Origin of the sequence: Terrabacter sp. Ter38 (genome assembly GCF_024519435.1) — a bacterium.
Classification (GTDB): Bacteria; Actinomycetota; Actinomycetes; order Actinomycetales; family Dermatophilaceae; genus Terrabacter.
Window position 1 is genome coordinate 54,599 of record NZ_JALJRZ010000015.1, and the last position, 12,509, is coordinate 67,107.

9 protein-coding genes are annotated in these 12,509 nt (G+C 70.9%); 5 read left to right on the forward strand and 4 right to left on the reverse strand.

Annotated features, from left to right (window positions below; genetic code table 11):
- The first annotated feature begins 24 nt into the window (after positions 1-24).
- The 3 genes from glgX to treZ are packed head-to-tail and all read left to right on the forward strand — an operon-like array spanning position 25 to position 6,442.
- Positions 25-2,196 (forward strand): glycogen debranching protein GlgX, encoded by a 2,172-nt coding sequence (gene glgX / locus NR112_RS21655; protein ID WP_256796348.1) that lies wholly within the window; start codon positions 25-27, stop codon positions 2,194-2,196.
- Positions 2,193-4,622, forward strand: coding sequence for a malto-oligosyltrehalose synthase (treY, locus tag NR112_RS21660; protein WP_256796349.1), 2,430 nt, complete (start codon positions 2,193-2,195; stop codon positions 4,620-4,622). Before glgX ends, treY begins: the two co-directional genes overlap by 4 nt.
- Positions 4,619-6,442, forward strand: a complete 1,824-nt coding sequence (gene treZ, locus NR112_RS21665) for a malto-oligosyltrehalose trehalohydrolase (protein ID WP_256796350.1) — start codon at positions 4,619-4,621, stop codon at positions 6,440-6,442. Before treY ends, treZ begins: the two co-directional genes overlap by 4 nt.
- A gap of 51 nt (positions 6,443-6,493) precedes the next feature.
- On the opposite strand, the gene NR112_RS21670 is transcribed toward treZ, so the two are convergent.
- Both NR112_RS21670 and NR112_RS21675 read right to left on the reverse strand, forming a co-directional pair.
- Positions 6,494-7,462 carry an acyl-CoA thioesterase II gene (locus NR112_RS21670; RefSeq protein ID WP_256796352.1) on the reverse strand — a complete coding sequence of 323 codons (969 nt, stop codon included), beginning with the start codon at positions 7,460-7,462 and terminating at the stop codon, positions 6,494-6,496.
- Positions 7,463-7,514: 52 nt separating this feature from the next.
- Entirely contained in the window at positions 7,515-9,656 is a 2,142-nt protein-coding gene (locus tag NR112_RS21675; protein ID WP_256796353.1) for an ATP-dependent DNA helicase RecQ, read from the reverse strand.
- A 122-nt stretch (positions 9,657-9,778) separates the two neighbouring features.
- Here NR112_RS21675 and NR112_RS21680 point away from each other — a divergent pair, with 122 nt between their 5' ends.
- Both NR112_RS21680 and NR112_RS21685 read left to right on the forward strand, forming a co-directional pair.
- Positions 9,779-10,264, forward strand: a complete 486-nt coding sequence (locus NR112_RS21680) for a thioesterase family protein (RefSeq protein ID WP_256796354.1) — start codon at positions 9,779-9,781, stop codon at positions 10,262-10,264.
- A complete protein-coding gene (locus tag NR112_RS21685) occupies positions 10,261-10,899 on the forward strand; it encodes a hypothetical protein (RefSeq protein WP_256796355.1) in 639 nt (212 codons plus the stop codon). Before NR112_RS21680 ends, NR112_RS21685 begins: the two co-directional genes overlap by 4 nt.
- 69 nt (positions 10,900-10,968) lie before the next feature.
- Here the strand turns inward: NR112_RS21685 and NR112_RS21690 are convergent, their stop codons facing one another.
- Together NR112_RS21690 and NR112_RS21695 are read right to left on the reverse strand one after the other, a co-directional pair.
- A complete protein-coding gene (locus NR112_RS21690) occupies positions 10,969-11,760 on the reverse strand; it encodes a glycerophosphodiester phosphodiesterase (RefSeq protein WP_256796356.1) in 792 nt (263 codons plus the stop codon).
- A gap of 55 nt (positions 11,761-11,815) precedes the next feature.
- The gene (locus NR112_RS21695) at positions 11,816-12,400 is read right to left on the reverse strand and encodes a hypothetical protein (RefSeq protein WP_256796357.1); all 585 of its coding nucleotides are present in this window, start codon (positions 12,398-12,400) and stop codon (positions 11,816-11,818) included.
- Between the last annotated feature and the right edge of the window lie 109 nt (positions 12,401-12,509).

The window sequence follows — 12,509 nt, forward strand, 5'->3', positions numbered from 1 at the left end:
CGACCGAACGACGGAAGAAGGTCCATGGAGATCTGGCCGGGCAAGCCCTACCCACTCGGAGCGACGTACGACGGCTCGGGGGTCAACTTCGCCGTCTTCTCCGAGGTCGCCGAACGCATCGAGCTCTGCCTGCTCGACGACGACCTGAACGAGACGCGCTTCGACCTGCCCGAGACGGACGGCTTCGTGTGGCACGGCTACGTCCCCTACGTGCAGCCCGGGCAGCGCTACGGCTTCCGCGTCCACGGACCCTACGACCCCGCGAACGGCCACCGCTGCAACCCGAGCAAGTTCCTGCTCGACCCGTACGCCAAGGCGATCGAGGGCCAGGCCGAGAACGACCAGTCGCTCTACTCGTACACCTTCGGCGACGCGAAGGCTGCGACGACGACGAAGATCAACACGGACGACAACGTGCGCCACACGATGCACTCCATCGTCATCAACCCGTTCTTCGACTGGGGCGACGACCGTCCGCCGCGCCACGAGTACCACGAGAGCATCATCTACGAGGCCCACGTCAAGGGGCTGACGATGCTCCACCCGGAGATCCCCGAGGAGATCCGCGGCACGTATGCCGGCATCGCGCACCCGGCGACGATCAAGCACCTGAGCGACCTCGGCATCACCGCCATCGAGCTCATGCCCGTGCACCAGTTCGTCCAGGACGCGCCGCTCGTCGACCGCGGCCTGTCCAACTACTGGGGTTACAACACCATCGGCTTCCTCGCACCGCACAACGAGTACGCCGCCGGTGGGCAGCGTGGCCAGCAGGTGCTCGAGTTCAAGGCCATGGTCAAGGCGCTGCACGCGGCCAACATCGAGGTCATCCTCGACGTCGTCTACAACCACACGGCCGAGGGCAACCACATGGGCCCGACGCTGGCCTTCCGCGGGCTCGACAACAACAGCTACTACCGCCTCGTCGGAAACGACCTCAGCCACTACTACGACACCACGGGCACGGGCAACAGCCTCCTCATGCGCAGCCCGCACGTGCTGCAGCTGATCATGGACTCCCTCCGCTACTGGGTCACCGAGATGCACGTCGACGGCTTCCGCTTCGACCTCGCCGCGACACTGGCCCGCCAGTTCCACGAGGTCGACAAGCTCTCGGCCTTCTTCGACCTCATCCAGCAGGACCCGGTCGTCAGCCAGGTCAAGCTCATCGCCGAGCCGTGGGACGTCGGTGAGGGCGGCTACCAGGTGGGCAACTTCCCCCCGCTCTGGACCGAGTGGAACGGCAAGTACCGCGACACGGTGCGCGACTTCTGGCGGGGGGAGGGCGGCGCGCTCGGCGAGTTCGCCTCTCGTTTCACGGGATCCAGCGACCTCTACGAGCACTCAGGGCGCAAGCCGATCGCCTCGATCAACTTCGTGACGGCCCACGACGGCTTCACCCTGCGCGACCTCGTGTCCTACAACGACAAGCACAACGAGGCCAACGGCGAGGGCAACAACGACGGCGAGAGCCACAACCGGTCGTGGAACTGCGGCGTCGAGGGTCCGACCACCGACCCGGTCATCCGTGACCTGCGGCTGCGCCAGCAGCGCAACTTCCTCACGACGCTGCTCTTCTCCCAGGGCGTGCCGATGATGCTCCACGGTGACGAGCTCGGCCGCACCCAGGGCGGCAACAACAACGGCTACTGCCAGGACAACGACATCTCGTGGATCCAGTGGGTCCTCGACGAGGACGACCAGAAGCTGCTCGTCTTCACGCAGTCGCTGGTCAAGCTGCGCCGCGAGCACCCGGTGTTCCGCCGCCGCCGGTTCTTCGCCGGCAACGCCGACCACGGCGGCGAGAGCGAGCTCGGGGACATCGCCTGGTTCACGCCCGAGGCGCAGCACATGGACGAGGAGGCCTGGAGCAACGGACTCGCCAAGTCGCTGATGATCTTCCTCAACGGCTCGGCCATCCCCGAGCCGGACCCACGCGGCCAGCAGATCCTCGACGACTCGTTCCTCGTGATGTTCAACGCCCACCAGGAGCCGCTGACCTTCACGCTGCCCGACGAAGAGTACGGCGCCGAGTGGATCCCGGTCATCGACACGGCCCTGCACGAGGTCGAGGCCAACCACCTCGACGCGACGTGGCAGATCCAGGTCCAGCCGCGCAGCATCGTCGTGCTGAGGTGCCCGCGCGAGATCGTCTCGCCCATCATCCCCGGTATCACGGAGGAGGCCACCGCGTGAGGTATGCCAGCGCACCCGTCTCGACCCACCGGCTCCAGCTCGAGCCGGACTTCACCCTCGAAGACGCGGTCGCGCAGGTGAAACACCTTGCGGCACTGGGGATCACGCACGTATACCTGTCGCCGATCCTGCAGGCCACCGTCGGCTCCAAGCACGGTTACGACGTCACCGACCACACCTCCGTGGCGCAGGGGCTGGGTGGTGACGCCGGCTTCGCCCGCCTCGTCGAGGCAGCCCACGAGGCCGGACTCGGCGTGGTCGTCGACGTCGTGCCCAACCACATGACGACGCCGACGCCGCTCTCGCTCAACCGCCCGCTGTGGTCGGTGCTCCGCGAGGGCCGGCAGTCGGCATACGCCACGTGGTTCGACGTCGACTGGGACGCCCAGGACGGGCGCCTCCTGATGCCCGTGCTCGGGGCGCCGCTCGACGACGTGCTCGCATCGGGCGAGATCTCCGTGGGGGAGCACGACGGCGAGACGGTGGTGCGCTACTACGACCACGTGTTCCCGCTGGCCCCCGGCACGGATCCGGGTCTGCCGATCGCCGAGCTGTTGGCGGCGCAGCACTATCGCCTCGCGTGGTGGACGGTCGGCGACTCCGAGCTGAACTACCGCCGCTTCTTCGACGTCACGTCGCTCATCGCGGTCCGGGTCGAGGAGCCGGAGGTCTTCGACGCCACGCACGTCCTCCTCGTGGAGGGGATCCGCTCCGGCGCGATCGACGGGCTGCGCATCGACCACCCGGACGGCCTTGCCGACCCGGAGGGCTACCTCGAGCGTCTCGGTGACGTTACCGGCGACGCGTGGGTCGTCGTCGAGAAGATCCTCGAGGGCCACGAGCAGCTTCCACACCTCTGGCGGACGGCCGGCACCACCGGCTACGACGCCCTGCTGCGCATCGGCGGGCTCTTCGTCGACCCCGCCGGAGCCGAGCCCCTCGACGGCCTGTCGACCGAGCTGCTCGGGGAACGGCAGGATCTGGGGGACATCGTCACGCAGTCGAAGCGGTGGGTGGTGCAGGTCATGCTCGCCACGGAGGTGAACCGGCTCATGCGCCTCGTCGCGCGCGCACGGCCCGACCTTGACGAAGCCGCAGCTCGCGCGGTGCTCGAGGCGATGCTCGTCGGCATGGACCGCTATCGCGTCTACGTGCGGCCCGGAGCACCTGCTGCGAGCGAGGACGCCGCCGAGCTGCGGGCGGCGGCGTCGCGTGGTGCGCAGAGCGCGTCGGGTGCCCTGGACCGCACCGTCGTCGAGCGTCTCGTCGACCTCGCTCTCGGCGTGGGGGACGCGCAGGACGACGCGGCGCGCGACGAGTTCGTCGTGCGGTTCCAGCAGACGTGCGGTCCGGCCATGGCCAAGGCGATCGAGGACACGGCGTACTACCGTTACGTCCGGCTCGTCGGGCTCAACGAGGTCGGCGGCGACCCGACGCAGGTGGGGCTGCCGACGGCCGACTTCCACGGGTTCGCCGAGAACCTGCTCGGAGAGTGGCCGCAGTCGATGACGACGCTCTCGACCCACGACACGAAGCGGTCCGAGGACGTGCGGGCGCGGCTCTTCGTCCTCGCGGAGCGGCCGGAAGCGTGGGCGACCTGGGTCCGCACAGCACGCGAGCTGGCGACACCGGTCCGTGCCGAGGAGCTCGACGCGCTCACCGAGTACTTCCTGTGGCAGACCGTCGTCGGGGCGTGGCCCATCAGTGAGGAGCGCCTGCAGGGCTACGCGCTCAAGGCGATCCGCGAGTCGAAGCTGCACACGCGGTGGACCGAGCCGAACGAGGCCTACGAGTCGGCGGTCGAGCGGTTCGTCGCGGGTGTCGTCACGACACCGGCGATCGTGGCGCACGTCGAGGCCTGGGTCGGCTCGACGGAGCGCGAGACGCGAGCCAACGTGCTCGGCCAGAAGGTCGTCCAGCTGACGATGCCGGGTGTGCCCGACGTCTACCAGGGCACCGACCTCGTCGACCTGTCGCTCGTCGACCCCGACAACCGGCGGCTCGTCGACTACGCCGACCGGCGCGACCGGCTCACCCGGCTCGACCGCGGGGCGGCGCCCGCGGACCTCGACGACGAGAAGCTGCTCGTCACGACGGCTGCCCTGCGCACGCGCCGTGGGTGGCCCGAGTGCTTCACGGGGGAGGACGCGACCTATGTCCCGGTCGGGACCGGCTCCGAGCACGTCGTCGCCTTCGGGCGGGGCACGGGCGAGGGCCTCGGGATCGTCACCGTGGTGACCCGTCTCGCCGGTCGCCTCGCCGACGCCGGCGGCCTGGGGGACGCCACTCTCGACCTCCCTGAGGGGCGGTGGTCGGACGTCGTCTCCGCACGCACGTTCGACGGGGGCCGCACGCGCCTGGCCGACCTCGTCGGCGACGACGGCCTGCCCGTCGCGCTGCTCGTGCGGGTAAGGGACGAGTCATGACCCCCGACACCCTGACCGTCTGGGCCCCGTCGGCGTCCAGGGTCGACATCATCGTCACTCGCGTCGACGGGTCCGGTGCGGAGCCGACCTCGGCGGCGCAGCGGCACGCCATGACCGCCGCCGACGGTGGCTGGTGGAACTGGGCCCGTCCCGACGACGTCACCCTCGACTACTCCTTCAGCATCGACGGTGGAGACGCCCGGCCCGACCCGCGCAGCGCCTGGCTGCCGCACGGCGTCCACGGCGCGAGCCGCACCTTCGACGCGGCGGCCCACGCCTGGGCCGACGCTGGGTGGCGCGGCACCCGTGACGGCCGTGGCGTCCTCGGCGGCGTCGTCTACGAGCTGCACATCGGGACGTTCACGCCGGAGGGCACCTTCGACGCGGCGATCGCCCACCTCGGGCACCTCGTCGAGCTCGGGGTCGACGTCGTCGAGGTCATGCCCGTCGCGGCCTTCGGCGGCACGCACGGCTGGGGCTACGACGGTGTCGCGCCGTATGCCGTCCAGCAGGCCTATGGCGGCCCCGCGGCCTTCCAGCGCTTCGTCGACGCGTGCCACGCCCATGGCCTCGGCGTGTGCCTCGACGTCGTCTACAACCACCTCGGTCCCACCGGCAACTACCTCGCCGAGTTCGGCCCCTACTTCACCGACACCCACACGACGCCGTGGGGTCCGGCCGTCAACCTCGACGCGGACGGTAGCCACGAGGTGCGGCGCTGGGTCGTCGACAACGCCCTCCGGTGGCTCCGCGACTTCCACGTCGACGCGCTCCGGCTCGACGCCGTGCACGAGCTGCGCGACGCGTCCGAGCCCCACATCCTCGCCCAGCTCTCAGACGAGACCGCTTCTCTCGCACAGGAGCTCGGTCGTCCACTCGACCTCATCGCCGAGAGCGACCTCAACGACGCCGTCATGGTGACGCCCACCGCCGAAGGTGGCCGCGGCATGACGGCCCAGTGGGACGACGACATCCACCACGCCCTCCACGTGGCTCTGACCGGCGAGACGCAGGGTTACTACGCCGACTTCGCCGGCGGCAACGAGGCGTGGCCAGAGGGCGGCTCGATCTCGGTGCTGGCCAAGACGCTCACCGACGCCTTCCTGCACGACGGCCGCGTTTCCACGTTCCGAGGCGAGCTCTGGGGTGCGCGCGTCGACCCGGAGATGCGCTCGGGGCACGAGTTCCTCGCCTACCTGCAAACCCACGACCAGGTGGGCAACCGCGCGACGGGCGACCGCATCAGCGACCAGGTCTCGCCCGGGCAGCAGGCGATCGGCGCCGCCCTCTACCTGCTCTCCCCCTTCACGGCCATGGTCTTCATGGGCGAGGAGTGGCGGGCGAGCACCCCGTTCGCGTTCTTCACCTCCTTCGAGGAGGAGTGGCTGGCTGACGCGGTGCGCTCCGGCAGGCGTGCCGAGTTCGCCGCCCATGGGTGGGACGAGGCCGACGTCCCCGACCCCCAGGACCCCTCCACCCGGGCGCACAGCGTGCTCGACTGGAGCGAGCCGAACGCGCCGGGACACAACGAGATGCTCCACTTCTACCGTGAGCTCATCAAGGTGCGGCGCACGCAGCCGGATGTCGCCTCCGGAGACCTGCGTGCTACGACGGTGACCTTCGACGAGACTGCCCGCTGGATGATCCTGTCGCGCGGTTCGGTGCACGTGGTGGCCAACCTCGCGGGCCGCGCCGGCATCGTGCCGTTCGCCGGCGAGGTCCAGCACGTGCTCGCCTCGTGGGGGCGGGCGCCGATCGTCGACTCGCACGGTGTCAGCCTGGACGGCCACGACGTCGCCGTCCTGCGCACGACCCCATGACCCCACCCCCGTCGAGTGGCCGCGACGTCCCTCTGGTCCCACCCCGGGGCGTCACAAGTCCTTGACGCGGACCATGCCCTCCTGGGCCGTCGTGGCGACGAGGGTGCCGTCCTCGCTGAAGATCTCACCGATCGAGAGGCCACGACCGCTGACGGCGGACGGAGACTGCTGGGCGTAGAGCAGCCACTCGTCGACGCGCACGTCGCGGTGGAACCACATCGAGTGGTCGAGACTGGCGACCCGCAGGCGACGGTCCGTCCAGACGAGGCCGTGCCGGCGCAGCACGGGCTCCAGGAGCGAGTAGTCGCTCGAGTAGGCCAGGACCGCAGCGTGCACGAGCGGGTCGTCGGGCAGCCGGTCGACGGCGCGCATCCACACGTGGTTCGTCGCGACCTGCTCGGGCCCAGCGTCGAGGAACATGTTGCTCTCCACGGGTCGCAGCTCGATGGGCCGCGACTCGGCGATGTGCCGGGCGCCGGGGTGGTCGACGCCCCGGAACGCGTCGGCGAGGGACGTGAGCCCGTCGGGTCCCGCGACCTGCGGCATCGCGTTCTGGTGGTCGAGACCGCCGGCGCGTTCCTGGAAGGAGCACACCATCGACATGATCGGTGCGCCCTTCTGGACGGCATGGACCCGGCGGGTCGAGAAGGAGTTGCCGTCGCGCATCTCCTCGACGGCGAAGCGGATGGGCAGCGTGTCGTCGCCCGGACGCATGAAGTAGCCGTGCAGCGAGTGGATCGGCCGCGCGCCGTCGCCGTCGTTGAGGTCTCGCACGGTGATGCCGGCGGCCATGACGCACTGGGCGAGCACCTGACCACCGAAGACGCGCCCGTGGGGCATCTTCTGGCTGCGCCCTTCGAAGACCCGGGCGGAGGATGCGCCGATCGACTCCGCGGCGTCACGTCCCTGGACGTCGGTGACGGCGATCTGTGCGGTGCCGACGTCACGGAGAGTCAGCACCTCGATGAGGTCCTCGAGTGGGGGCAGCGGGCGCGGTTCGGCGGGGGCGTCGGCACTCACAGGTCGACCCTAGTGGCCCCGGACGAGTGCTCGCTGCGGCGGGCGACGCTCGTCACCCTTCCATCGCCAGGGCCATCGGCAGGACGGCCGGCGCACCCGCCTCGCGCAGCAGCCCGGCGCACACCGTGAGCGTCCATCGTGAGTCGCTGACGTCGTCGAGCAGCAGCACTGGACCCGGGACGCCGCTGAGCGAGGCCGCGAGCTCGGGGCCGACGGCCAGCCGACCCCACACGTTGGCGAGCCGGAAGGCGCTGTTGCCGCCGGGCTCGCCGACGGGGCCGCCCTCGACGAGGTCGAGCGCGCCGAGGTAGGGCAGGCGTCCGAGCTGTCCGAGACCGGCGGACAGCGACTCGACGAGCATCGGGCGCCGACGCGACGGCACGGAGACGATGGCGGCCGGCCGATCCTGCCAGCCCCACCCGGCGAGCACGTCGACACAGGCGCGGACGACCTCGTCAGGGACCTCGCGGTCCTCGCCGCGGAGCAGCTCACGGAGCCGCTGACCCCACCCGAGGTCGCTGAGGCGGGCGACGGCGCGGCCCTCCTGCATCGACACCGAGGCGGCGATCTTGCCCTTGAGCGGGACGCCCAGACGGTCCATGCCCGACGGCCACTGTGCGCGGGCCTCGAGGACGACGCCAGGGCGCTCGAGGCGCGAGCGGGCAGTGTTGACGGCGGCCTCGGGGATCGTCGTGTCGAACCAGGGTTCGGTGCACCGGTCGCACCGGCCACAGGGCTCTGCGGAGTCGTCGTCGAGGGTCTGCTGGAGGAAGGCCATGCGGCAGCGGTCGGTGCGTTCGTAGTCGACCATGAGCTGCTGCTCGCGCTCCCGCGCCTCGCTGACGCGTCCATAGCGTTCGGCGTCGTAGGTCCACGGCTCGCCGGTGGCAGTCCACCCGCCGGGCACGCGGTGCACGGCGCCGTCGACGTCGAGGACCTTGAGGAGCAGCTCGAGGCGCGTGCGGCGCACGTCGACGATGGACTCGAGCGCGACCGTCGACAGGGCCCTGGGGGACTCGGACAGGGCGCGCACGACGGCATCGGCCTGGTCCTGCTTGGGCATCGACGCGGACGCGAAGTAGCGCCAGATGTCCTTGTCCTCAGGACCCGGCATGAGCAGGACGTCGGCGCGCTCCGTGGCGCGGCCGGCTCGCCCGACCTGCTGGTAGTACGCGACGGGTGAGGACGGGGCCCCGAGGTGCAGGACGAAGCCCAGGTCGGGCTTGTCGAAGCCCATGCCGAGGGCCGAGGTCGCGACGAGCGCCTTGACCTCGTTGTCGCGCAGGGCCTCCTCGAGGCGGATCCGCTCGGAGGGCTCGGTGCGACCGGTGTAGGCAGCGACCTGGTGGCCGGCCTCGCGCAGTGCTACCGCGACGTCCTCGGCGGCGGCCACGGTCAGGGCGTACACGATGCCGGACCCCTGCAGCTCACCGAGGTGCGCGATGAGCCACGCGAGGCGTTGCTCGGGTGCGGCGAGCGGCAGCACCCCGAGCCGCAGCGACGCCCGCGCAAGGGGGCCGCGCAGGGTCAGGACGTCACGACCACCCGCGCCGAGCTGCTCGACGACGTCCGTGACGACACGTGCATTGGCCGTGGCCGTCGTCGCCAGGACCGGAGTGCGCTCCGGCAGCGTCATCAGCAGGTCCCGGATGCGGCGGTAGTCGGGGCGGAAGTCGTGGCCCCAGTCGCTAATGCAGTGCGCCTCGTCGACGACGAGGAGCCCGCACGACTCGGCGAGGGCCGGTAGCTGCTCGTCGCGGAACCGGGGGTTGTTGAGGCGCTCGGGGCTGACGAGCAGCACGTCGACCTCTCCCCGCGCGAGGGCCCCGGACACAGCGCCCCACTCGTCGGCGTTCGTCGAGTTGAGGGTGACGGCCTTGATGCCGGCGCGCTCGGCGGCTGCGATCTGGTCGCGCATGAGCGCGAGGAGTGGACTGACGATGACGGTCGGCCCGGCGCCCTCGGCGCGGCGCAGCGCCGTGGACACGAAGTAGACAGCGGACTTGCCCCAGCCGGTGCGCTGCACGACGAGCACGCGCCGACGACCGGCGACGAGCTCGTTGACGGCCTCGAGCTGCCCGTCGCGGAAGTCGACGTCGTCGCGCCCGACAAGGCGCCGCAGCGCGCTCGTCGCTCGCTCGCGCAGGGCGGGGTCGACGTCGGCAACGGGGGGAGCGGCGGGGGGTGACGTCATGGCACCCAACCTACGTGTCCCCACCGACCGGGCCGACCGGCATACCCGGGCTGTGGACGGGCTCGCGTCCCACCGAGGGGATGTGGATGAGCGACGACGCATGCGGCTGGAAGGATGGGGCCATGACGGAGACCGAACCGCGGGCCACGCCGTATGCCGCGCACGTGTCGCTGCGCTGGTCCGACATGGACGCCTACGCGCACATCAACAACGTGCAGTTCCTGCGCCTGCTCGAGGACGCGCGCGTCATCGCGTTCCGCGACTGGTTCGACGGCGCTGGAGCGGGCGACAAGACGCTCCTCGACGAGGGCGTGCTCGTCTCGCGCCACGAGATCGAGTACCGCCGTCCTCTCGGCTTCCGTCATGCCCCGGTCGAGATCCAGATGTGGGTGTCGCGGGTGGGTGGCGCGGGCTTCGACGTCGCCTACATCGTCACCGACCCCGACGGCGTCGGCGAGGGCGAGCGGCCGGTCTACGCCGTCGCCGAGACCGAGCTCGCGCTCTACGACTTCGCGAGCGAGGCGCCGCGCCGCATGCGCCCCGACGAGCGCGTGTCGGTGCAGGCCCACGTCGGGGGACCCGCACCCTTCCGGAGGCGGCGTCGGTGACGGGCACGCAGCAGATCGACTTCGGCGACCCGCTGGGGCTTGCCGACCTCGGCACCTACCTCGCGCGCGCGAGCCGCGCCAACCCCGACGGCTCCGTGCGCCTGCAGGTGCTCGGCACCCTCCTCGTCACCACGGTGGCGGTCATCGAGGGCACCGGGCTCATGGGTGACGGCACGGTGCTCGGTATGCGCGTCGTGACGATCGCGTCGTCGGACGCCGTCGACACGACCGTGTCGTTCGCGTCCGTCGCCGACCGTCTCGCCCGCGACGGCTCGGGGGCCGTGCTCAGCGTCCCGCCGACGACCGTCCGGGCGCCGTGGAGCGGGCTCACGCCCCCGCGGGACGGCTGGGAGCCAGTTGGTCAGCTCGACGGTGGGACCATCGACTCCATTGCGCGCCAAGGCATCTCGCAGGTCGCAGAAGGCACCCCCGAGAACGCGGGGGGCCATGCGGTCGATGCGCTCCGACGGCGGACCTGGGGCGCGATGAGCGACACCGTGCCGCCCATCGCGGCGGGACTCGCCTTCGGCGCGCACGTGCTCGGCTTCACGGCTCCGGGCGAGCCTGCCTCGATCGCGGCCCACGGCCGGTGGACGCGCCTCAGCACGTCGCGAGGTCACGTCCTCGTCCGCTGACCCGGTGGCGTACGCCGTCCGCTGCGGCCGGGGTTGCAGCGGGGTCGCGACGTGGCCCGGGGTGCTGGCTCAGGCGCGGCCGGTCCACGTGCCGCGCGCGACGAGCACCTCCTTCAGCACGTCGATGCGGTCGCTGACGATCCCGTCGACGCCAAGATCGAGCAGCCGTCGCATCTCGGCGGCGTCGTCGATGGTCCAGACGTGGACCTGCTTGTCGAAACGGTGGGCGGTGTCGACGAGTCGGCGGGTGACGACCGGCACCGACCGTCCCCGCAGCGGGATCGACGGAGGAACCTGGAAGACGTCCGCCGGAGTGCGCAAGAGGGAGGTCAGCACGCCGGGCCCCAAGCGGGCCAGGGCCGTGCCCACCTGGGCCGCGGCGGTCGCAACGGTGCCGCGTGACAGCCGGCGGAAGTGCGAGATGTTCCGCTGGGAGAAGGAGCCGACGCAGACCTGGTCGTGCAGCCCCCGCTCCTCGATGATGCGCCAGAGCGGCTGGGCCGTGCCGGGCGCCTTGAGGTCGATGTTGAGGTTCACGTCCGGCCACGCGTCCAGGACATCGGTCAGACGGGGGACGTGGCCGCCGTCGCCGACCTCGGCGTGCGACACCTCGGACCAGGGCAGGTCGCGGATGCGCCCGCGAGCGTTGCTGACCCGGTCGAGCTTCGTGTCGTGGAACGCGACGAGCTCGCCGTCCCGTGTGACGTGGACGTCGGTCTCGAGGTGCGTGTAGCCGAGGTCTACCGCGTTGCCGAAGGCCGTCATCGTGTTCTCGAGCCCGACGTTCGGCGGGTAGAGCGCACCGCCCCGGTGGGCAAGCGCCACGGGCGTGTGTGCCAGGTAGGCCCGCGTCGTCACCATGGAGCCGAGGGTATCTGCCCGTTCCGCCGTCAGCACGCGGCATCCGAGTGGCTGCTCAGCCGCCCTCGGGCAGCAGCCACTCGGCGACGTCCCTGCGCGAAATCGGTGAGTCGCCGTGCATCTTCAGAAGGGGACCGCTCTCGAACCTGGCGCCGTCCGGAGCGGGCCGTTCGCCCTCTCGAGGAAAGAACCGTTGGGCCTGGAACACGGTCTGACGCAGGGTCCACCGATCCGGGGAGTCCCACGTCGGTAGGTCGGGCGGCTCGGGCAGGTGGATCGGCGTCGGAGTGAGCAGGCCAACGCCGACGAGCGACGCGACGAGATCGGCGGTCCGGTCCACGAGCTGCCAGGGCAGCGGCTCGGACGCCCGGACGACCTCGAGTGCGTCAGCGGGCGACACCGCGGATGCACGGACCTGTTCGAGAACTTGCGCACCCACTGCGCGGGAATCCCAGGTGTGCAGGCGCCGGTACTCCGGGCGCGTGGCGTAGGCAGGAGGGAACGGTGTCCACTGGCGGTCGCGGACGAGGATTCCTCCGAAGTCGGTCATCGACATCGGGGCGCTCGTCTGTTCTTCCAGACGGGCATAGATCTGCCAGGCGCCGATAGTCGAGTAGTCCTTGATGCAGATGTCGGTCACGTCGTCGGGATCTCCCGGAAACGGGCTGGTGTCGACCCAGGCTGCTCGACCGTTCCCGAACTCGATCCCGATTCCGGTCGGGGTGTCGAGGACGCTTGCGTCGGGAAGG